This is a genomic window from Priestia sp. AB, from assembly GCF_028369225.1.
Taxonomy (GTDB): domain Bacteria; phylum Bacillota; class Bacilli; order Bacillales; family Bacillaceae_H; genus Priestia; species Priestia megaterium.
The window spans coordinates 82394-104568 of the sequence record NZ_JAQMYN010000005.1 but is presented as its reverse complement, the minus strand read 5'-3'; the positions used below and the strand labels follow the sequence as shown (position 1 = coordinate 104568).

Here is a 22175-nt window from a genome sequence, read left to right as displayed (position 1 = left end):
TTTATTGATTTAATAAACGTTCCATTTCCGTTAATTTCTCTTCAAATACGGCTAGCGCTTCTTCAATAGGCTGAGATGTTGTCATGTCTACTCCTGCTTTTTTCAACACTTCAATTGGATAATCAGAGCTTCCTGACTTTAAGAAACCTACATAGCGCTCAACAGCTGCATTTCCTTCTTCAAGGATTTGCTTGCTTAATGCCGCTGCTGCACTGAACCCTGTAGCATATTGATAAACGTAGTAATTGTAGTAGAAATGCGGAATACGAGCCCATTCTAATCCAATCTCTTCATCAATCACTAAGTTGTCTCCAAAATACTTTTTATTTAAGTCATAATATAATTTTGTTAATAATTCAGGTGTAAGCGGCTCTCCGTTTTGAGCACGCATGTGCACATCATGCTCAAATTCAGCAAACATTGTTTGACGGAATACCGTACCGCGGAATCCTTCTAGATAATGGTTAAGCAAGTACAAGCGCTGCTTTTCATCATCAATTGTTTTTAGTAAATAATCGTTTAGAAGCGCTTCATTACACGTTGAAGCTACTTCTGCCACAAAGATTGAATAATCTCCGTAAGGATATGGCTGCGTTTTTCTTGTGTAATAACTGTGTACAGAATGGCCAAATTCATGGGCTAGTGTAAACAAGTTATTTACATTATCCTGCCAGTTCATTAAGATATAAGGATTGGTGCCATACGTTCCTGAAGAATAAGCACCGCTTCGCTTGCCTTTGTTCTCATGAACGTCTACCCAACGGTTTTCAAATCCTTCTTTTAACACGTTAAGGTAGTCTTCACCTAGTGGTTTCAGGCCTTTTAAAATATAATCTTTTGCTTCTTCATAGGTTACTTCCATTTTTACGTCTTTTACTAAAGGCGTATAGAGATCATACATATGAAGCTCTTCAATTCCCAATACTTTCTTACGTAAATCAATATATCGATGCAATAAATGCAAATTATCGTTCACTGTTTTAACTAAGTTATCGTATACTTCTTCTGGGATGTTATTTGTGCTAAGAGCTGAGTGACGAGCTGAATTATAGTGACGAACGCGGGCGCTAAAATTATCTTTCTTCACCGTGCCGCTTAACGTACTTGCAAACGTATTTTTAAATTTACCGTACCTTTCGTACACCGCTTTAAACGCTTCTTCTCGTACGCGGCGATCGCTGCTTTCTAGGAAACGAATATAGCGCCCGTGCGTAATTTCTACTTCTTCTCCATTTTCATCTTTAATGGAAGGGAATTCTAAATCTGCGTTGTTTAACATTCCAAACGTGTTGCTTGAAGATCCTAGCACTTCAGAAGCCTGAGCAAGAAGCGCTTCTTCGCTTTCTGATAAAATGTGCGGACGCTCGCGAGTAATTTCATCTAATGCATGAGCATATAACTTTAGCTCTTTATGTTCCGCCATGTATTGTTTAATTTTTGATTCTTCAATAGACAAAATTTCTGGTGTTACATATGATAGTGCACTTGCAATTTGGGTATAAAGTGTTTTGATGCGATCATTTAACCCTTGATAAAAAGAGTTAGTGGTATCTTGATCGTAGCGCATATGAGCATATGTATAAAGTTTACTAACGCGCATTGTGAGCTCGTCTTGCTCTTGAAGAGCGTCGTATAAAGTTTGAGCGGACTCTCCAAGTTTCCCTTTGAATTTTTCCATTTGCGGAATAAGAGCTTTTACTTCTTCAAATTCTTTTTCCCATGCGTCATCTGAAGCAAAAATATCCTCTAGTTTCCACGTATCTTCTACTTTTATCTCGCTTCTACTTGGTAACTTTTTCACTTTTGATTGTTCACTCATGGTCATCCCTCCATCTTTTTCTACCTGTCTATAACTGTTCGCTTTTTCTAAGGCGAATCCTTTTTATTTCTTTCGTTATTGTATGTTGTTTTAAAAGAATTAATCAAAAGTCAGTACGCTTTTGAAAAAAGGATTCTTTCTTAAGCGTACTGATTTTCAGTGATTATGTCACTTCTTTTGCTTGATTTAACCACCTTTTCATCATTTGTCCATCTTCTAAAAAAGCATCAGATGTTTGCTTTGGAATCGTGTAGGGCCTTCTGATTTTGTATACCCCAGAAGTTATATACGTTAGCATTCCTAGCCGGCATAATACCTCTATATACTCAAACAGGGGCTGTTCCACAGCGACAGGGGCCATTGGCAAAGACCGAAATACAATATGCCGCTTATGAATTCTGTAGAGCCATAGCCGGCCTAACTCTTTTTCTGTAACTAAATCCCCTACTTGCTTCTGCTGTATTAAATCGAGAAGCAGCCACGTCTGCCATATAATAGCAGACGTTTCAACCATGTATAAAGAAGGCAGCGGCATGCCTGCTTCTGCTGGAATATGGGAGGGAGGAATATTATTTTCATAAAGAGCGTGTAAAAAAGGCTGAAGCTTCTGAGTAGGATAGAGGATATAATGCGTTCGCCATGCCTTCTTTTTCTTTATCCACGAAGAGAAAAATTGAGGTTGTGTATGTGTAGAAAAAAGATCATGAAAGGTATGCTCGTGAGGAGAGAGCACGACAAGCTGTGCATAACAAATCTGAGATGAAAAAGGAATAAGATGTTCAAGTTTCAACAGTTGATTAGTAGAAGGTGAAAAATAAAGAAGTGTGGGCGTATAATCGGAAAGAGTAAGAAACTGCCACTCTTGAAAAGAAAGTTGATACATATAAGTGGATAAGCGCTTCATTCTTTTTGCCCCCATAATCCAAAGGGGCATATAATTTCCTTTCTCATAATGAATAGAACGTTTGGTTAGCGCTGAGGAAGATAAGGAAGCACATTGAAATTCGATTGCATATTTTTGCGAGGGCGTATCTACAAGAAGATCTGGACGCTGCATAATGTCAGGAAGATAACTTTCTAACTCGACTTCAAGATGAGAACTAAACCAGTGAAACAGCTTTCGTTTTCCGTCGAGATGATAATCTGTTTCACCTTCATGCTGAGCGACGCACGTTTTTTTCAGGTGCGCAAAATGAGGAATTTTTTTTGTACCTGCCTTTAACTGTACAGGGGATTGACAAGAGGGACAGTAGAACTGCTTTTCTTTTTTCCACAGCTTAAGCTGTTCAAGCGAAAAGCGCTGAGCTAGTGAAATGAGTCCTTCTTCTGTTTGGGCAACTAACAATCGTACATTTCTCCTTCCTATAATAGCGAGCTATATTCTTGTATTCGACACCTTTCTACTAAACCCTTTTCTTTAAGAAAAAAACCACATTGCACCGTACGCAATGTGGTTTACAACGATTATAATAACGGTGAAAGCAAACGGGCTGTTGATTCAAATAGCCGCTGTATAAATGGACGCTTTTCAAAGTCTTTAAAGTGAAGCTCACTCGTTTCTTCTAAATCTTGCATATATTCATATACGAGCTTTTGAGTACTAGCTGTACGATATAAAAAAGCATTTACTTCAAAATTCAAATGAAAGCTTCTCATGTCCATGTTAGCTGTTCCAATAGAGGCAATTTCTCTATCAACAATCACAATCTTGCTGTGCATAAATCCTTTTTTATACTCGTAAATTTTCACACCTGCTTCTAGCAGCTCCGGAAAATAAGAGCGTGATGCATGAAAAACAATTTTTTTATCGGGCTTCTGAGGTACAAGAAGCCTTACATCTATACCGCTTAAAGCAGCTACTTTGAGGGAAGTAAAAATATCTTCATCAGGTATGAAGTAAGGAGAAGCAATCCAAATGGACTCTTTCGCAGACGTAATCATCGAAAAAAATAAGTGTTTGATAATTTCCCACTCACGGTCTGGTCCGCCGGCAATCATTTGAACACCGCCGCACTTTTCCATATCAATGTCAATTAAATCAGGCGATAGATACGTTTGAGTAAGCATCGTCTGACCTGTCATATAATACCAGTCTTGCAAGAAAATAAGCTGCAATGAACGGACTGCCTCACCCTTCACCATCAAATGAGTGTCTCTCCAAAAGCCAAAATGCCGACTTTTCCCAAGATACTCATCACCAATGTTCAAACCTCCTACAAACCCAATTGTTCCATCAATGACTACAATTTTACGATGATTACGGAAATTGATTTTATTATTGAGAAATGGAAGTCTGACCGGCAAGAATGGAATCATTTCTACGCCCGCGTTTCTTAACTCGTGAATATAATGCGGTGAAAGCTGAAAACTGCCCACGGCATCATACAAGAAGCGTACATAAACTCCTTCTTGTACCTTCTGAATTAAAATATCTTTAATTTGTTCTCCTAAGTGATCATGTCGTACGATGTAATACTCTAAGTGGATATGATGCCTTGCATGCTTTAAAGATTCCATGATTTCGTGAAACGTCTCTTTTCCATTCGTCAATGCGCGCGTATCTGATGAAAAAGAAATTGGACTCTTGCCAAGCCTGACGGCTAGCTTCAGCATTTGCTTTCTACTGGTGCCCAACTGTTCAAAGTGATTTTCTAATATACCGGAATCTCTTTCCATCTTTAAAAGCACCTGTTCATCCAGCTTTGCTTTTTTAGCAAATAAACGCCGTTTTCGCGTATTGCGTCCAAATAACAAATAAAAAAAGAACCCTATTACCGGGAAACCGCCTAATACTACGAGCCACGTTAGCGTTTGAGTTGGATGACGGTTTTCTAATGAAATAACAAGACCGATGAAAACAACACTAATCGTAATTAAGATACTTAGCACGCCAATAAATTTACCGTCCCAATACCCTTTTGTAAAATAAAGCAAAGCAATAATACCAATAACAAAAATTAAAAGCTGTAATCTATTTTTCAACTTGTTTTCACCTATCCTAAAACCAATCTTTCATCATTAATAACAGGTCTCTATACCGTTATTATCCTCAAACTTGTTATTTTAACACTACACTTTCCCGTGTAGGAACCAGCCGCCTGCTTTTTCCACCTAAATTGTTCGATATGAGCGGAGAGCTTTTCCAAAAATGAAGACAAAACAAAGACCGATTTCATATACATGAAATCGGCTGCTATTATCGTAAAGGAAAATACTGCTTTACTTGTTCAAGTGCATTTTCACTGATTAATTCTTTTCCATATTCCATTAAACGATGAACTGTTACATTTGATTCATTTGCATATTCTAAAATGATACTTAAAATGTTATCAATTTCAGCTACAAAGTCTTCATCATCTGTAAACTCAACGTATAAATAATATTTTCCTTCAAACACGTACATGCTGTTGATGATATCATCTAACTCTAAATGGTGACTTAAGGAAATTAAATGTTCTAAGTCTTGAAAGCGTGCGACGAACTGTAGCCCTTCGTCTTCTATAATTTCTTCTTCAAAATCAGCTTTTTTATTTTGATTCGCTTGATGATCAAGCAACGCTTCAATTTTTCCATCTACAGGGATATCGATTTTATCATTTTCACCAACAGGTACTTCGAACTTTTGACCGTCTTTTGAAACTTGTGCTCTTGTTACAATAACCTCTAGCCCCTTCTCAAGCGCATGTACTTGAATCCAAAGAGGACCTTCTGCTACAAACTCTTCTTCTTGATGAATTTCGTCCATCATCTCCCAGAATAGCTCTTCACTGCGCTCTCGGCTAAACCAAATTTCATTGCGATCAAATCCACGTTCTTCAATATCTACGTAAGTGACAAAGAATTTTACTGTGTTTTCATTAATGCGTTCGATTTCCATTATCATCTCTCCCTTCGGAAAAATCAGTGAAGGTAATCCGGCCATTTCGAACATTACCCCTAAACGATGAAGGGACTATTTTACCCCCGTGTTAAAGCAATATTACATGTACTTTCTCACTTTGTAAAGCATTCTAACTTGGGATATACAAGCATACACTATTTGAGTGAACCTTGTATATCTATTTTATGACAAAATGCGAAAGAAAGGAAATAAAAAATACTCTGACAACTCATAGCCACCTTACACCTTACTTTGTTATATACATAATCTCTTTACCCTATGAACGCTTTTTGTTAAAAATGAACACAGATAAAGCAATATGAGCTACTTATCCTTACATATTGGGAGGGAAGACTATTGGATTTAGAATTAATAACCTCCATTCTTCTTATTATCGGTATCGATATTGTATTAGGTGGAGACAACGCTATTGTTATTGCCTTAGCAAGCCGCAACTTACCTGAATATCAGCGAAATAAAGCTATTTTTTTAGGGACTGGCTTAGCTGTGATCGTTCGCATTGTACTTACTATTTTAGCTGTTTATTTACTAACTATTCCTTACTTGCAGCTCATCGGCGGTTTTTTATTAGTGATCATTGCCTTTAAGCTTCTTGTATCAGAAGGTGATGATGCATCTTCAATCCGTGCAGGCGTGACATTAAGCGCCGCTGTAAGAACGATTGTATTTGCTGATATTGTAATGGGACTAGATAATGTAATAGCTGTAGCAGGCGCAGCTCATGGAAATATTATCTTGGTTGTTACCGGATTACTCGTATCCGTCCCCATTATTGTTTGGGGAAGCAAGCTCATTTTGTATTTGATGGAACGATTTCCCCTGCTCGTTTATGGGGGAGCAGCTATTTTAGCTTATACTGCTGGAAATATGATTGGACATGAAAAGAACTTACATTCATTCTTTGCAGCCCATACATCTCTAGGAACATTTATTCCATTTATAACAATTGCTGTTGTGCTGATAAGCGGCATGGTTGTTAATAGCTTTCGTTCAGCTAAACGATAAAGAAAAGGCCATACTAAACATTTTTATTTAGTATGGCCTTTTCTTTAGTTTAATGAGCACAGCAGTCTTTTATTCATAAAACACTTTGTACACTTAAAAAATAATCTCTGTGAGTAAAAAAAGAATAGATGGTACGAGTAAGCAACCAAGACCTGTATAAAATGTAGCTGTCATGGCTCCGTAAGGTACAAGTTTTACATCTGTCGCGGCTAAACCAGCTGCTACACCGCTCGTCGTCCCCATAACTCCTCCATAGATCATTGCTGTACGAGGGTTGTTTAATTTGATTTTCTTAGCAAATATCGGTGTCAAAATCATAACTGAAATGGATTTAATTAATCCTACAGCTATACTTAACGCGATAATATCAGAAGAGGCTCCAATCGCAGTTCCAGAAACCGGCCCCACAATATAGGTTACGGCTCCTCCTCCGATTGTGGTCAAAGCAACGGGATCTCTATATCCAAAACAAAGAGCAATAATTACACCTATTACAAAGGAATAGAAAACCCCAAAAAACAAGGCCGTAATCCCGCTGATTCCCGTTTTTTTGACTTCGCTAAAACTGGCGCCGAACGCAGTAGCAATAATGGCAAAGTCTCGCAGCATCCCTCCGCCCATTAAACCAATTCCTGAAAATAACTGTATATCAGAAATTCCTTTCTCTCCTCCTGTATTCACTCCACCGATATAAGCAAGGATTAACCCAAACATAATAGCAATAGCAGATCCATGAACTCTTCCTTTTGTTAATTTATCTGATAAAAAATAAGCAATATACATGACAATCCCAATAATAGCAAATGCCGTAATCAGCCCGTTATTTTCTAATCCTTCTTTAATCATATTCATCATTTTATCTGCTCCTTAGGTAAAATAGAAAGCTCTATTTCTTGTTCTTTCACCTTCGCTTTCTCTCCTATTCTGCTGATAAATGGTATGGATAAAAAGCCTACTACGACTACTACTACCCCTGCAAGAAGCGCCATGCCTCCTCCATCAAGAGCAGCTACAACATTTTGCTGTGCAGACATTGCTACCACGATAGGAATATAAATACCTCCCCAAAAAGCAATGCCTTCTTCGGATTTTACTTGGAGCTTATTTTTCTTCTTTAAATAATCCACCGCTAGTACAAGAAGAAGCATGGATACCCCTACTCCTCCAACGTTGGCTTCTACTCCCATCAGCCCTCCTAATGCGTCCCCTACAATTACCCCTATCAACATGCAAATAGACAGCAGCGCTACACCGAAGATTATCATATTACTTCCTCCCCACCCCATTATTGAAAGCGTTTACTTTATGGTTTAAAAATAGTGTAAAGGAAAAAAGTTGAATAACCTATGCATTTTTAGTTATATACTTATATCAAAAATGACATAATACAGTTTTTCTCTACTGTTCACTTTAGATTTATTCGAAAAAGAAATAAAAATCATGACATTTAGTCATGATTCTTATATGTATTCATGAGGCATACCGGAGCGTAGATGTTTAAAATAATCAATCACAAACTGCCTGAAGATTTGTTGTAAATCCGTCACATAGCCTCCATTGTTCCAAGCTAGAAAGATAGTACGTTCAAATGTTTCCTCTTCAATTTTCAGCAGTTTTACATCTTTTCCTGTAGAACCTCCCCAAGTTACTTCAGGAATAAAACCTATTCCTTGCTTTGCTCTAATCAAACCTCTTACTGTTGCTGGATCATCGCTTTCAAACGTAATTTGAGGTACAAAATTCTGTTCCTTACAAATTACATCCGTTATTTTCCTTAGCTCTTTCCCTTTCTTCAGCACAATGAATTTCTCATTTTTAAGTTCATTTAACTTTACACGTGATTGCTTGGCTAAAGGATGATCAAGAGGCACTGCAAGCAAAATCGATTCACGAAGCAAAGGAGTATGTTCGATCTGACGGGTTGTTAATGGAAAAGCTGAAATGCATAAATCAAAATCAGGCTGTGAATTGCTATTAGTCAAATGCTGCATCAGTCGAAAACGCACCTGAGGATATTGTTCACGAAACCTGCTTAATAGCTCTGGAAGCAAATGTGAACTAGCTAATACAACAAGGCGAATTTCTTCACATGGATCGTTCGACATATCCTTTAGCTCGTGCTTTGCATGTTCCAATGTTTTTAAAGCAAGTTCTACTTTGGCACAGAATGCTTTACCATATCGATTTAATTTAATGTATTTACCGTTTCGATCAAACAAACGAATGCCTAGCTCTTTTTCTAACTGTGAAATCGTTTTGCTGAGCGCAGGCTGAGATACGTACAGCTCTTCGGCCGCTTTACTTATATGTTCTAGTCTAGCAACTACTTGGAAATATTTTAGCTGTAAAAGCTCCAATCCGTTCACCACCACTTTTATATGTTTAGATACTCTCTTTCTTTACTAATTACATATATACTTCATTTTCCCTGCTATTTCGACAAAAAATAAGCAGCAGAGGCCATCTGGCTCCCTGCTGCTTATTTTTTATATACCAACTTCAAGCAAACGTTACTTGGTTGGTTTCTTATTTAAATCTTAAACAGACAAATATAAAAATTAACCATTCACAAGTCTTTGAGCTTCGCGAAGTTGGAAAGTACGCACTTTACGTGGTAAGAAACGACGGATCTCGTCTTCATTGTAACCAACTTGTAGACGTTTTTCATCAATGATAATCGGACGGCGCAACAAGCCAGGATTTTGCTGAATTAATTCATACAAATCTTGCAAAGGCATAGCGTCTACCTGAACGTCTAGTTTTTGGAAAGTTTTCGAACGTGTTGAAATGATTTCATCTGTTCCATCTTCTGTCATACGTAAAATTTCTTTAATCTCGTCGATTGATAACGGCTCTGAAAAGATATTACGCTCTGTATATCCAATATCATTTTCCTCTAACCAAGCTTTCGCTTTACGACAAGATGTACAACTTGGTGATGTATATAATGTAACCATTTACTCCTTCACTCCTTCTATCATAATCGGTCATAACATTTAAAACATGAACTGTAAATCATGTTGTTTTATACAAACTTCAACGAGTGTAAATATTTAATGACTGATAATGAAAATCGATACTACTTTATAATTACTTTTAAAAAATAATATCTATTTGCATTATACTATAAACTTCATCGGAATGATATACTTTTTGAAGTGAACTAGTACATTAGTTCGTTCCTTCACTGTCATTACTTTCATTGCCGATTTTCTTCATTATTTATTTACCACACTACTATTACGAATAAACCTGTAGATTAGTTTCATTTTTTTTATTATTTTTTTCTTTTACAAATTCCTCAAATTTTTCAGTCACTAAAAAAGCCTTGCAGAAGAACTGACATTCTGCAAAGCTTTTGAAATAACCTCTTATTTATTTAATAGCTGATGTGCTTTTTCCTCGTCTCATTAAGATAGGATACAGTAACAGCCCGATTACAAATAAGCCAATACCTAAGAAAAATGTTTTTAAATCAGCTGTCCCTGTCTTAATCACCCAAAGTGAATAAATAAGTGCTAACGAGGCAATGATTCCGTCTTTTACTCGCGATCCTTTAATCGTGTCGTACGTCTCACCCGTCACAATAAGCTTTAATTGATAAACTGTCGTCACGAAATAAGGAACTAAATAAGCGAGAGTAGCTACAACAATGGCGAAATTATAGGCTTGCGAAACTGTACCTGAAATAGTCGCAAACAAAAACAACTGTGTTAAGCCATTTGTTAATGTTAGTGAGCGGGCTGGACTATTGTTCTGATTTGTTTTAGCAAACCACTGTGGAAACAACCCTGATTTCGCTGCTTGATAAGGAACTTCTGCACTAACAACAATCCATCCAACAGTAGAACCTAATAAAGAAATAAGTGCTAAAATGGCCATTACGTAAGCACCTTTATGTCCAATCACCATTTCTAACGTATCTACCAAAGGTTTTTGAGACTGCTGAAGCTGAGCTGTTGAAAGAATCCCCATAGCTAGAAGCGTAATCCCCACATAGATAACCATTGAGATCAGTAATCCAAGCAGCGTTGCTTTCTTCACTACTTTTTGTGATTTTGCACGGTTAGATAACAGTACAGCCGATTCAATTCCGATAAACGCCCACAGCGTAGCAATGGCTGCCCCATTGACCTGACTTCCCAATCCTACATTTATACCTTTTGAATTAACAAATTCTGTACTGACCAGGTTGGATGCGCTAAATAGCGATAGCGCCACAACAATAAATAAACCGAATCCAATAATTTTAGCTGCCGTTGTGATAAAGTTAATATTACCGGCACTATTAATATCTCGCTGCAAAATAGCTTGAATTCCCCATAGGACAATAGAACATACTAAAAACGTAATGAATTTTCCAGCTTCTAATTGAAAATTTCCGACTGAAAATAAAATATCCTTACTCTCCATTACTGGAAAGAACGTTGTTAAATATCCCGCAAACGATATGATGACAGATGCTGTTGCAGCCCAGTTAGCTGCCCAATAGCCCCAAGCCATGCTATACCCTGCTACTTTACTTGCTTTAGGCGATGAAAAAAGATTTGCCGCATAACTTTGAGGCCCTCCTTTTAATTCGGGCTTTCTCATGACTAAATTCCCGAATACAAGAGCAATCATGAACACGCCAAGACCTGTTGCAATCCAAGCAAGTGTTGAACCGACTGGACTTGATACGTTTGCTAAATTAGAAGGAAGCATAAATACTCCGCCGCCTACCATATTACCAACTACAAAGGCTGTTAAAAACCAAAGTCCCCATTTTTTATCTTTCATTTGCTGTGTCTCCTTTTGCTTTCTAAAAGCTTAAACTTTTGAGATAGAAAGCTCGATGCTAATCTATTAACACGTAAAAATTATTTGTTTCTTCATTCATCTCTTCATTTGTTTAACAATATAATATATTAGCACACTAAAGCAAAAAGTTAAATAATAAATCCTTCATTTTCTTTTGGAAAAAAATGCGGCTGGGACACAACTACATCAATCTAAAGATGAATAAATGGGATATATGAGTTCTTATGGATCCCGCTTGTTACACCGCTGTGGAGAGTCTTCCCCTTGCCCTCCAATTCAATAGCTAGAAGCCCTACATACAGTAAACCTATGTTCACCATAAAAAAATCCGAACGAGTTGAATTCTTGATTAAGAATTCAACTCGTTCGGATCTTTCTTCAACGAAACTACTTTTGTCCGAGCTTTATTTTTTATCTTTTATGAAAACCTTTTGAATAGTAGACAACAATCAATAAAACAAACCATACCGGACCTACAATAAGGGCTATTCTTGTATCAGAGGAAAAGCCCATCACCACTACTACTCCCGCTAAGAAAGCAAGAGAGAGATATGATGTATACGGGAAAAATGGAAGCTTATATTTTAAATCACTTACTTGCTGATCGTTTAATCCCTTGCGGAAGCGAATTTGAGAAAGTAAAATAATTCCCCATGTCCAAATTGCTCCAATAGTGGCAATACTCGTCACCCATGTGAACACCTTATCAGGAACAACATAGTTTAAGCCAACTCCGATTAGCAGTACAACAGCTGAAGCAATAACTGCTGCACCAGGCACGCCGCCTTTTGTTAAGTTAGCATAGCGTTTTGGAGCTTCCCCGTGCTGAGCTAAATTAAATAACATACGGCCTGTACTAAAAATCCCACTGTTACAAGAAGATAAAGCCGCTGTTAACACTACAAAGTTTATAATCCCTGCTGCAGCGGGAATTCCAGCTTTATCAAATGTTAAAACAAATGGACTTCCTTGCGTTCCAATCTCTGGCCAAGGATAAATAGACATAATAACAAACAAAGCTCCGATGTAAAAAATCAAAATTCTCCACAGTACATTATCAATTGCTTTTGTTAGTGTTTTTTCCGGATTTTTCACCTCTCCTGCTGTTACCCCAATCATTTCAATACCAAGGTAAGCAAACATAACCATTTGAAGTGATAAAAGAACACCTTTCATGCCATTCGGGAAAAAGCCCCCGTGACTCCATAAATTACTGATTCCTGTTGCAATACCGCCATTTCCAATTCCAAAGATAATCATGCCTAGGCCCAGCACAATCATAAGGATAATCGTTACTACTTTAATAAGAGAAAACCAAAACTCTAGTTCGCCATATGCTTTTACAGCTAAAAAGTTAACCCCTGTCATGATAACGAGTGCTGCAAGTGCCCATATCCACTGAGGTACACCTGGGAACCAAAACTCCATATATACTCCAACAGCTGTAATTTCAGCCATACATGTAATAATCCACATAAACCAGTAGTTCCAGCCTGTTAAATAACCAGCAAGTGGCCCTAAATAATCGTTAGCATACTTACTAAAAGAACCGGCTACTGGATTTTGTACTGCCATTTCACCTAGCGCTCTCATAATAAAAAACATAATAAGACCACTGATTCCATACATGATAAGAATACCAGGACCCGCTAACCGAATAGCGGATGCAGAACCTAAAAACAGTCCAACTCCGATAGCTGCACCTAAAGACATTAAGCTAATATGTCTTTCCTCAAGTCCACGGCTTAATTCTTTTTCTTGCGTGTTCCCTTGCATAATTCTCTCTCCTAACATATCCATTTCATTTAATAGCGATAGCGGCTACGTGTATAGTATTAACTTATTTTTCAGCCAAATAATTCTAGGCAGTGTATGTACTAAAAATCTGATATTGCAAGTTTCACACCTATACTTTTACCGCTCTCACATCTATAAAATACAATATTAAAAAAACTTCACTTTGTTCATTTTATCAAAAATCACAAAAAATGCGATAGTTTTTTGTGATTTTCACAAATAAACTTACGATTGAAATATAATAAAAACCATTTTTTACATTATATGTTCTTACCCCCCTATAGTTATCTAAATATTAAGAATAATTAATTGATTATTCTTCTATATTTTCAATTATAGATGCTTACTTTTCCCTAAAAAGGGTAAAGATAAGATAACTGTTTAAACACTATTATGAACATCATCATGAAAAGATCAGTAGGAGGGTGCTATGAATTGGTATGAAAAACTAAGTCAATATTTTCCCATTGAAGAAATGAAATCAAAGAAGCATATCGAAACGCTTTTACAAGAACGCAGCGATATTTATCATAAAAACGAAGGACCTCATCACGTATTAATGTACGTGGAAACAGACCAATTTATCTTTATTGATTACCTCTTTGTTTCAAAAGACGCTCGAGGTCAAGGGCTTGGCGGTAAACTAATTGATGAGTTAAAACAGCATAACAAACCAATTATCTTAGAAGTAGAGCCTGTAGACTATAAAGATTCAGACTCAGCAAAACGACTGCATTTTTATAAACGTGCAGACTTTAAGCATGCTCAAACAATTGGCTATAACCGCCGGTCATTAGCTACAAATGAAATCAACCAGATGGAAATTCTATATTGGTCTCCTACCTCTGAAACAGAGGAAAGCATTTTAAATAAAATGAAAAAAACGTACGAGTTAATTCATACGTACAAAGACAAAGAAATATATGGTGCGTCTTATCAGCCGGCAGATCAAGTATTAAAAATTGACAAAAATCGTAAAGACGGCGATATCTTAGCAGATTTATAAAAAGAAGGTAGACGCATGTCTACCTTCTTTTTATAAATATTGAATTATTATTCAATACACAACATTATTAATCACTTATATTCCTTTAGTTATAAGATTTATACATAGATATTTTGTTTTAAATATAAAATTCTGAAAATTTTCAATAGTATTTTTCAATCCTTTACTGTATAATACCTGTAAAGCGCTAATGTTACTTGTTCTTACATGTTTTTTGCAACTTGAAGCTTAGTGTTCTTTGATAACTAAATAAAAAACGACCTCGTTGTGAGATCGTTTTTGTTATGTTGTATATGTGGCAAACTCTGCTTGAGAACAAGACACGTAGTGACCTGGAGATACTTCTCTAAGCTCCGGTTCTTCACCGTTATAGTCATGGATACTTGGATCATAAATTTTGCGCTGACGCGTTTTTTCACTGTCAGGATCGGGAAGCGGAATAGCTGAAAGTAACGCTTTTGTATATGGATGAACAGGGTTTCGATAAAGTTCATCACTTGGTGCAAGCTCTACAATCTTACCTCTGTACATAACGCCGATGCGGTCACTGATGTATTTTACCATTGACAAATCATGGGCGATAAATAAATATGTTAGTCCACGTTCACGCTGTAACTTCTTCATTAAGTTAACAACTTGAGCTTGTATAGACACGTCCAACGCTGAGATTGGTTCATCTGCGATGATAAAATCAGGTTCTACTGCCAGTGCTCTTGCGATACCGATACGCTGACGCTGGCCGCCACTAAACTCATGTGGATAGCGATTTGCATGTTCTTTGTTAAGCCCCACTGTTTCAAGAAGCTCGTGAACCTTTGCCATACGCTCCTTTCTCGTCTTAGCTAAACCGTGAATATCAATGCCTTCTGCTATGATATCTGCTACGGTCATACGAGGGTTAAGCGACGCATATGGATCTTGGAAAATCATTTGCATTTTACGATTGAATTTTTTAAGCTCTGAGCGAGATTTGCGACCATGTACATTTTCGCCATTAAATAGTACCTCACCGCTAGTAGCGTCATATAAACGAATAATCGTTCTGCCTGTCGTTGACTTTCCGCAACCGGATTCACCTACAAGCCCTAATGTTTCTCCGCGGAAGATGTCAAACGTCAGACCATCAACTGCTTTAATTGTTCCTTTACTTGTGAAAAAATGTTGCTTTAAGTCTTTAATCTCTAATAATTTATCTGTCATGTTATTCACCATCCTTCGCTACGAGTACAGGTGTACTGTATACATTATCAACTTTACGCATGCGGCGCTGAACTGAAGCAGGAGGCTCTACTTTTGGTGCATCGGGATGTAACAGCCATGTTTTCGCATAGTGCGTATCAGATATTTTGAACATTGGAGGTTCTTGCTCAAAATCAATTTTCATTGCGTATGGATTTCGCGCTGCAAATGCATCTCCTTTTGGAGGATTCGTTAAATCTGGGGGCGTTCCAGGAATAGCAGCCAGCTCTTCTTCTGCCTCGTTATCTAAGCTTGGCATAGAAGCTAGCAGTCCCCACGTATACGGATGTTTTGGATCGTAAAACACTTCATCCACTGTGCCCATTTCAACAATTTGACCAGCGTACATAACGGCTACTCGATCTGCTACATTTGCTACTACACCAAGATCATGGGTAATAAAGATAATAGAGGTATCCGTTTTTTTCTGAATGTCTTTCATCAACTCTAAAATTTGGGCTTGAATTGTTACATCAAGCGCCGTTGTTGGTTCATCAGCGATCAATAGCTTCGGATTAGAAGCAAGAGCCATCGCAATGACAACACGCTGTCTCATCCCGCCGCTGAATTCATGCGGATATTGATTCACACGCTGTTCTGGAAAAGGAATTCCTACAAGTGTTAATAACTCGACTGCCCGTTTTTTAGCTTCGGCTTTAGACACTTTGGAATGCTTAATTACGACTTCGCCAATTTGAGCCCCAACTTTCATCGTTGGATTCAAGGAAGTCATCGGATCTTGGAAGATCATACCGATATCTTTACCGCGAATAGCTTCCATTTCTTTATCCGTTTTCTTAGCTAAATCAATGCCGTCAAACAGCATTTCACCGCTTTTGATTCGGCCAGGAGGCATCGGAATAAGGCGCATGATCGTTTGTGAAGTTACACTTTTACCAGATCCTGACTCACCAACAATTGCTAAAGTTTCACCTTTATTTAAGTGGAAGTTAACGCCGCGAACAGCTTGAACTTCTCCGCCATATGTTTTAAATGATACAGCTAAATTTTTTACTTCTAATAAACGTGACATATGAGTCCACTTCCTTACTTACGTAGTTTTGGATCTAACGCATCTCGTAATCCATCACCAATTACGTTGAACGCTAAGATTGTTAAACAGATAAACAAACCTGGGAAAAATAAGCGCCAAGGATAGTATTCCAAAGCAGGTAAGCCTTCTGAAGCCATTGTTCCCCAACTTGCAAGCGGTGCCGGAACGCCTAGTCCCAAGTAGCTTAAAAATGCTTCTGTAAAGATTGCTGAAGGAATCGTTAGTGTCATTGTTACTAAAATTGGACCTGTTGCATTAGGAATAAGATGTTTAAATAAAATACGTTTTGTTGTTGCTCCTAATGTTTGTGAAGCCATTACGTACTCTTGGTTTTTCAACTGCAATACTTGTCCACGTACAATACGGGCCATGTTAATCCAGCCGGTAATGGTCATCGCCAAAATCATCGTGCCTAACCCTTGGCCAAGCATAACCATTAAAATAATAACGAGTAAAAGGTAAGGAACACCATATAAGATATCCGCAACACGCATCATTGTTTCATCCGTACGGCCGCCGCGGTATCCAGAGATGCTTCCCCAAACTACGCCAATGAATAAATCAATTAAAGCTGCTGCTAACCCGATAAATAATGAAATACGAGCGCCTTCCCACGTACGAGCAAAAACATCACGCCCTAATTCATCTGTACCGAACCAGTGCTCAGAAGATGGAGCCTGATTAGCATTCAGCAAATCATTGGTTGCATAATCATATTTCACCATCAATGGACCAAATATAGCCATAAAAACAAGGAGAACCATTAGTACTACACCAAACATAGCAAGCTTGTTTTTGCGAAAACGAATAAAAACATCTTGCCAGAATGAAAGACTCGGTTTTTCAATCTTTTCTGCCTGAGCGCGGTCAATCCCTGCTGTTTCAAACATTTTTTTAGGAATTTTTGGAAGTTGCTGCATAGTTACTCTCCTTTCTTAGCACCTGTAAGTTTAATTCGAGGGTCAATGAATCCGTATGCAATATCTACAAGCAAGATACAAAAAAGTAGTAAAATACTGTAGAACACCGTTACGCCCATAATCGTTGTATAATCTCGGTTTGAGATACTGAGTACAAAGTGTGAACCTAATCCCGGGATACCAAATATTTTTTCAATAACAAAGCTTCCCGTTAAAATCCCTGCTACTAAAGGTCCCATATAGGATACGACTGGAAGCATCGCATTTCGCATGGCGTGCTTAACTGTAATAACGCCTCTGCTTAAACCTTTTGCTTTCGCTGTACGAATATAATCATTGCTTAATACTTCAAGCATACTCGAACGAGTTAACCGTGCGATAAATGCCATAGGGGTTGAAGCGAGCGCGAGAGCTGGTAACACCGTGTGTGCCCAAGATTCCCAGCGTGCAACCGGAAAAATTTGTAGTTTCATAGCCAGAACGTATTGTAATACCGCTGCCATAATAAAACTCGGAACTGAGATTCCTAGAACTGCAATAACCATCGCCGTGTAATCTTGCCACTTATTATGTTTTAAAGCAGCAATAACACCAAGTACTACACCAATAGCAATTGCTATTAAAATAGCTTCCATCCCTAGCATGAATGAAACAGGGAATCCGCCGTTGATCAAATCGTTTACCGTTTGGCCTTTATATTTGAAAGATGGACCAAAATCCCACTTTAAAATTGATGTTAAATAATCAAAGTACTGATGGTACCAAGGCTGGTCTAAACCGTAATACTGATTTAGATTTTTTTGAATTTCAGGGGGAAGCTGCTTTTCTGATGTGAATGGACCTCCCGGAACAGCACGCATTAAGAAAAAGGTTGCTGTTACGATCAGCCATAATGATAGAAACATATAAATAAGTCGTTTTCCTATATATTTGAACACCCTGACACACCTCCATATTTTTACAAAATTCGCGCACAAGAAAGAAAAGTATATGGAGCACCAGGCCCCATATACCCTTTGTCACAATTGATGTTACTTACTCAAAATGAGCCCACTTAATCTGAATGTCTCCAAGTCCAGACATCACAACATCTTTCAGCTGCTTGTCTTGTACCCAAGCGTTTGTGTAGAAGTAGATTGGTGCCACTGGCATTTCATCCATGAAGATACCTTCTGCTTTTTTCAACATTGCCTGACGTTTTTTAGGATCTGTTTCTTTTTGAGAGTCAATTAATAACTTTTTATATTCTGGGTTTTCCCAGTTTGTATCATTGTTTCCGCCTTTTTTATCACGGAACAATTCTAAGAAGTTAATTGGATCGTTAAAATCTCCTAGCCAGCCCATACGTCCAACTTGATAATCTCCTTGGTGTAACTTTTCAATGTAAACAGCCCACTCAGAGTTGTCTAACTGTACTTTAATGCCAAGGTTTTTCTTCCACATATCTTGAACAGCTTGTGCAATTTTTGCATGTTTTTCATCCGTGTTGTATGAAACCTTAATTGCTGGTAGTTCTGAAGCATCTTTAAGGCCCATTTCTTTCAAGCCTTTTTCTAAATATTCTTTTGCTTTTTTCACATCATTGTCTTTGAAGTAACCTTTTTTGTTATCTTCAAACATTGTTGGTGGTACAGCCGCCATCGCTGGAACTGAACCGTCTTTTGTAATTTGTTCTGTAATACCTTTACGATCAATTGCATAAGCTAATGCTTTACGAATGTTCACGTTGTCTAAAGGTTTTTGTTCTGTATTAAACTTGTACCAGTAAGTACCTGCAATCTCTTGAATGTTTAATGAACCGTCTTTCTTTAATTCAGGAAGTGCATCAGCCGGTAATTGACCAGTAGGCATACCCGCCCAGTCTAATTCACCGTTTTTGAACATTGAAAGTTCAGTGTTGTTATCATTGATCATGTACATTTCAACTTTTTTAAGTTTTACAGCATCTTTATCCCAATAGTTTTCATTAGGAACTAACTCGATTTTGTCATTATGTTTCCAAGCTTTAAGCTTGAAAGGACCGTTTGACGTATAGTTTTCGCCTGCATTTGTGTACCATTTTTCATTTGATTCAGCAATTTTCGTATTCACTGGGAAGTACGTATAGAAAGCTGTTAATTCTAAGAAATATGGCGTTGGGTTTTCTAATGTTACCTCAAGCGTTTTATCATCTGTTGCTTTAACGGCAACATCATCTAATGAACCTTTTCCTTCATTGGCAGCTTGTGCATTTTTAACATAGTATAATTGATATGCATATTGAGATTCGTTTTTAGGATCTAACGCCCATTTCCATGCATATTCGAAATCTTTTGCTGTTACAGGGTCACCATTTGACCATTTTGCATCGTCGCGAATCGTAAACGTATATTTAGTTTGATCATCGCTGACCTTCACATCTTTCGCCATTGCATTTTCAGGTTTTCCATCTTTACCGATACGAGTTAAACCCTCAAATGTTTGTAATAATACGTTTGATGACGTTGAATCATTAGCTAAGCCTGGGTTTAATGAAAAAGGCTCAGTTTTAATGTTTACGCGAAGCTCTTGCTCTTTTTTCTTTTCGCCGCCATCACTGCTAGCATTTTCACTGCCACCAGATTCTTTGTTAAATCCACATGCAGCTAAAAACAAGCTCATTACAAGCAGCAAACTGAAAAGAATCGACAACCTTTTCTTCATTGCGTGTTACCCCCTATTAAATTTTGTTTGTGTGGCAACCATATTTTTTTGATATGCACTAATTTCTTAATCCTCTTTCAATACAAAATAATCAGTTATTTTTTCGCGTAGTAGAGCATTAAAGACCTCACTGCAAAATTATTCTTCTACTCTATGAAACTGTCATCAATTGTTTACATGCTGTAAATCCAATGTATGCGCTTAATATGTAGAAGACTCATTCATTACAAAATTCGCTAATTGAAACAAAACATTGTCTATTTTGTGTTTTCTGAAAAATTAAGAAATTGTAATACCTTTGTAAAAAATATGTTTGTTACGCCTATTATAAATATTTTAAAAATTTATTGCAATACTATTATTTAATGGTATTTTTTTGTCATGGGGGAAAAAACCTTATCTTATAAGGATTGTGCCTACTTGTCAGACTTCTAAAATCTTTTTTGTAGTATAGGTATTACGATAGTATTACAAAGCCATTAGAAATATTAAATAAAAGATTTTTACCAAATCCTCCACCAAATTTTCATCAAGAAATGCTTTAATTAAAAGGTTCTTGTCTTTTTTTGCCGCTGAAAAATTCCAGTAAATTGTCTTATAAAACTTTTTAGCGATAAGATGTTTAAATTCCTGCTTTTTCGCGTTATAATAACGAATAACTATATAATTAAAGCTGTGAAAAAGAGTAGTATGCAGAATTTTCATTTTCAGAGAGTTTGTGGCTGGTGAGAACAAACATTGAAACCTGCAGAATGGACTTTGGAGCTTTCAAGTGCAAAGCTTGAACGTTGACCTCAACGTTACATGAATAAAGATAGTTCACAATTATGTGTACTAATTAGGGTGGCAACGCGGTCCATTCGCCCCTAGCTTATGCTAGGAGCGGATGGGCCTTTTTATGTTGTATCCGTAAATTAGCATCATATATGTGCAGATGAAAGGAAGATTTGATGAAAACAATTTTTTCAGGTATTCAACCAAGCGGTACAATCACTTTAGGTAACTACATTGGAGCGATGAAGCAATTTGTTGAACTTCAACATGACTATAACTGTCATTTTTGTATTGTAGATCAGCATGCGATTACAACGCCTCAAGATCGTTTAGCACTTCGTAAAAACATTCGCAGCCTTGCTGCTCTGTATGTAGCGGTAGGAATTGATCCAGCAAAATCGACTTTATTTATTCAATCGGAAGTGCCTGCCCACACAGAAGCGGGATGGATGTTACAGTGCGTAGCGTATATCGGTGAACTTGAACGTATGACTCAGTTTAAAGATAAGTCCGCTGGAAAAGAAGCAGTATCAGCAGGATTACTAACTTATCCTCCATTAATGGCAGCGGATATTCTTTTATACAACACCGATTTGGTTCCAGTTGGGGAAGATCAAAAGCAGCATTTAGAATTAACGCGTGACTTAGCTGAGCGCTTTAACAAAAAATACAATGATATCTTCACTATTCCTGAAGTACGTATTCCAAAAGTGGGCGCACGCGTCATGTCTCTTCAAGATCCTACGAAAAAAATGAGCAAGTCCGATCCAAACCAAAAAGCTTTCATTACGCTTTTGGATGACGCTAAAACAATTGAAAAGAAAATCAAAAGTGCCGTAACGGATTCAGAAGGTATTGTTCGCTACGATAAAGAAAATAAGCCAGGCATTTCAAACTTATTAAGTATTTATTCGATCCTAGCCAATAAATCAATCGAAGACATTGAAGCGATGTACGAAGGCAAAGGTTATGGTGACTTTAAAGCTGACACAGCCAAAGTGGTAGCTGAAGCACTCGCTCCAATTCAAAAAAGATATTATGAATTAGTTGATTCTAGCGAGCTAGATGATATTTTAGATCAAGGTGCCGATAAAGCAAATGCAACAGCTAATAAAATGCTTCGCAAAATGCGAAACGCAATGGGAATTGGCCGTAAACGTTAAAAAAAACGACTGCTA

General features: G+C 37.4%; 18 protein-coding genes and 1 other annotated feature. Of the genes, 3 read left to right on the top strand and 15 right to left on the bottom strand.

What is annotated here, in order from left to right:
• Nucleotide 1: 1 nt before the first annotated feature.
• From pepF to mecA, 4 genes are all read right to left on the bottom strand, one after another.
• Nucleotides 2-1819 carry an oligoendopeptidase F gene (pepF, locus tag POF52_RS16620; RefSeq protein WP_271993484.1) on the bottom strand — a complete coding sequence of 606 codons (1818 nt, stop codon included), beginning with the start codon at nt 1817-1819 and terminating at the stop codon, nt 2-4.
• A 163-nt stretch (nt 1820-1982) separates the two neighbouring features.
• The gene (locus tag POF52_RS16615; protein WP_271993483.1) at nt 1983-3164 is read right to left on the bottom strand and encodes a competence protein CoiA; all 1182 of its coding nucleotides are present in this window, start codon (nt 3162-3164) and stop codon (nt 1983-1985) included.
• Nucleotides 3165-3283: 119 nt separating this feature from the next.
• Nucleotides 3284-4801 (bottom strand): cardiolipin synthase, encoded by a 1518-nt coding sequence (cls, locus tag POF52_RS16610; protein ID WP_013081764.1) that lies wholly within the window; start codon nt 4799-4801, stop codon nt 3284-3286.
• Nucleotides 4802-5015: 214 nt separating this feature from the next.
• Nucleotides 5016-5696 (bottom strand): adaptor protein MecA, encoded by a 681-nt coding sequence (mecA, locus tag POF52_RS16605; protein ID WP_013055427.1) that lies wholly within the window; start codon nt 5694-5696, stop codon nt 5016-5018.
• 360 nt (nt 5697-6056) lie between these two features.
• Here mecA and POF52_RS16600 point away from each other — a divergent pair, with 360 nt between their 5' ends.
• Complete coding sequence (locus POF52_RS16600; protein WP_271993482.1) at nt 6057-6725, top strand: TerC family protein; 669 nt, start codon at nt 6057-6059, stop codon at nt 6723-6725.
• A gap of 93 nt (nt 6726-6818) precedes the next feature.
• Here the strand turns inward: POF52_RS16600 and madM are convergent, their stop codons facing one another.
• From madM to POF52_RS16570, 6 genes are all read right to left on the bottom strand, one after another.
• Entirely contained in the window at nt 6819-7580 is a 762-nt protein-coding gene (gene madM, locus POF52_RS16595) for a malonate transporter subunit MadM (RefSeq protein WP_013081762.1), read from the bottom strand.
• On the bottom strand, nt 7577-7990 hold the full coding sequence (gene madL / locus POF52_RS16590) for a malonate transporter subunit MadL (RefSeq protein WP_013055424.1): 414 nt from the start codon (nt 7988-7990) through the stop codon (nt 7577-7579). The genes madM and madL overlap by 4 nt, the downstream gene beginning before the upstream one ends.
• A 195-nt stretch (nt 7991-8185) precedes the next feature.
• Nucleotides 8186-9082: a LysR family transcriptional regulator gene (locus POF52_RS16585; protein ID WP_074893875.1), complete on the bottom strand. Its 897-nt coding sequence runs from the start codon at nt 9080-9082 to the stop codon at nt 8186-8188.
• Nucleotides 9083-9283: 201 nt separating this feature from the next.
• On the bottom strand, nt 9284-9682 hold the full coding sequence (gene spxA, locus POF52_RS16580) for a transcriptional regulator SpxA (protein ID WP_013055422.1): 399 nt from the start codon (nt 9680-9682) through the stop codon (nt 9284-9286).
• A gap of 418 nt (nt 9683-10100) precedes the next feature.
• A complete protein-coding gene (locus POF52_RS16575; RefSeq protein ID WP_271993481.1) occupies nt 10101-11504 on the bottom strand; it encodes an amino acid permease in 1404 nt (467 codons plus the stop codon).
• A gap of 432 nt (nt 11505-11936) precedes the next feature.
• Nucleotides 11937-13301, bottom strand: a complete 1365-nt coding sequence (locus tag POF52_RS16570; RefSeq protein ID WP_271993480.1) for an amino acid permease — start codon at nt 13299-13301, stop codon at nt 11937-11939.
• Between the two features lie 451 nt (nt 13302-13752).
• On the opposite strand from POF52_RS16570, the gene POF52_RS16565 reads away from it, so the two are divergent.
• Nucleotides 13753-14328 (top strand): GNAT family N-acetyltransferase, encoded by a 576-nt coding sequence (locus POF52_RS16565; RefSeq protein ID WP_013055419.1) that lies wholly within the window; start codon nt 13753-13755, stop codon nt 14326-14328.
• A 282-nt stretch (nt 14329-14610) separates the two neighbouring features.
• On the opposite strand, the gene POF52_RS16560 is transcribed toward POF52_RS16565, so the two are convergent.
• The 5 genes from POF52_RS16560 to POF52_RS16540 all read right to left on the bottom strand — a co-directional run bounded on the left by POF52_RS16560 (nt 14611) and on the right by POF52_RS16540 (nt 20223).
• Nucleotides 14611-15528 carry an ABC transporter ATP-binding protein gene (locus tag POF52_RS16560; RefSeq protein WP_020465427.1) on the bottom strand — a complete coding sequence of 306 codons (918 nt, stop codon included), beginning with the start codon at nt 15526-15528 and terminating at the stop codon, nt 14611-14613.
• A gap of 1 nt (nt 15529) precedes the next feature.
• Nucleotides 15530-16600: an ABC transporter ATP-binding protein gene (locus POF52_RS16555; protein WP_016763049.1), complete on the bottom strand. Its 1071-nt coding sequence runs from the start codon at nt 16598-16600 to the stop codon at nt 15530-15532.
• Nucleotides 16601-16614: 14 nt separating this feature from the next.
• A complete protein-coding gene (locus tag POF52_RS16550) occupies nt 16615-17541 on the bottom strand; it encodes an ABC transporter permease (RefSeq protein ID WP_271993479.1) in 927 nt (308 codons plus the stop codon).
• A 2-nt stretch (nt 17542-17543) separates the two neighbouring features.
• Nucleotides 17544-18479 carry an ABC transporter permease gene (locus tag POF52_RS16545; RefSeq protein WP_013055415.1) on the bottom strand — a complete coding sequence of 312 codons (936 nt, stop codon included), beginning with the start codon at nt 18477-18479 and terminating at the stop codon, nt 17544-17546.
• Nucleotides 18480-18576: 97 nt separating this feature from the next.
• Nucleotides 18577-20223, bottom strand: coding sequence for a peptide ABC transporter substrate-binding protein (locus tag POF52_RS16540; RefSeq protein ID WP_013081756.1), 1647 nt, complete (start codon nt 20221-20223; stop codon nt 18577-18579).
• A 666-nt stretch (nt 20224-20889) separates the two neighbouring features.
• Nucleotides 20890-21094, top strand: a binding site (T-box leader).
• 76 nt (nt 21095-21170) lie between these two features.
• On the opposite strand from POF52_RS16540, the gene trpS reads away from it, so the two are divergent.
• Nucleotides 21171-22160: a tryptophan--tRNA ligase gene (gene trpS / locus POF52_RS16535; RefSeq protein ID WP_026106503.1), complete on the top strand. Its 990-nt coding sequence runs from the start codon at nt 21171-21173 to the stop codon at nt 22158-22160.
• Nucleotides 22161-22175 lie beyond the last annotated feature (15 nt).

Bases quoted from the DNA above. Each gene is read 5' to 3' on its own strand.
- pepF (WP_271993484.1), bottom strand. From the start codon at position 1,819: ATGAGTGAACAATCAAAAGTGAAAAAGTTACCAAGTAGAAGCGAGATA.
- mecA (WP_013055427.1), bottom strand. From the start codon at position 5,696: ATGGAAATCGAACGCATTAATGAAAACACAGTAAAATTCTTTGTCACT.
- madM (WP_013081762.1), bottom strand. From the start codon at position 7,580: ATGATGAATATGATTAAAGAAGGATTAGAAAATAACGGGCTGATTACG.
- madL (WP_013055424.1), bottom strand. From the start codon at position 7,990: ATGATAATCTTCGGTGTAGCGCTGCTGTCTATTTGCATGTTGATAGGG.
- spxA (WP_013055422.1), bottom strand. From the start codon at position 9,682: ATGGTTACATTATATACATCACCAAGTTGTACATCTTGTCGTAAAGCG.
- POF52_RS16575 (WP_271993481.1), bottom strand. From the start codon at position 11,504: ATGAAAGATAAAAAATGGGGACTTTGGTTTTTAACAGCCTTTGTAGTT.
- POF52_RS16570 (WP_271993480.1), bottom strand. From the start codon at position 13,301: ATGCAAGGGAACACGCAAGAAAAAGAATTAAGCCGTGGACTTGAGGAA.
- POF52_RS16565 (WP_013055419.1), top strand. From the start codon at position 13,753: ATGAATTGGTATGAAAAACTAAGTCAATATTTTCCCATTGAAGAAATG.
- POF52_RS16560 (WP_020465427.1), bottom strand. From the start codon at position 15,528: ATGACAGATAAATTATTAGAGATTAAAGACTTAAAGCAACATTTTTTC.
- POF52_RS16555 (WP_016763049.1), bottom strand. From the start codon at position 16,600: ATGTCACGTTTATTAGAAGTAAAAAATTTAGCTGTATCATTTAAAACA.
- POF52_RS16550 (WP_271993479.1), bottom strand. From the start codon at position 17,541: ATGCAGCAACTTCCAAAAATTCCTAAAAAAATGTTTGAAACAGCAGGG.
- POF52_RS16540 (WP_013081756.1), bottom strand. From the start codon at position 20,223: ATGAAGAAAAGGTTGTCGATTCTTTTCAGTTTGCTGCTTGTAATGAGC.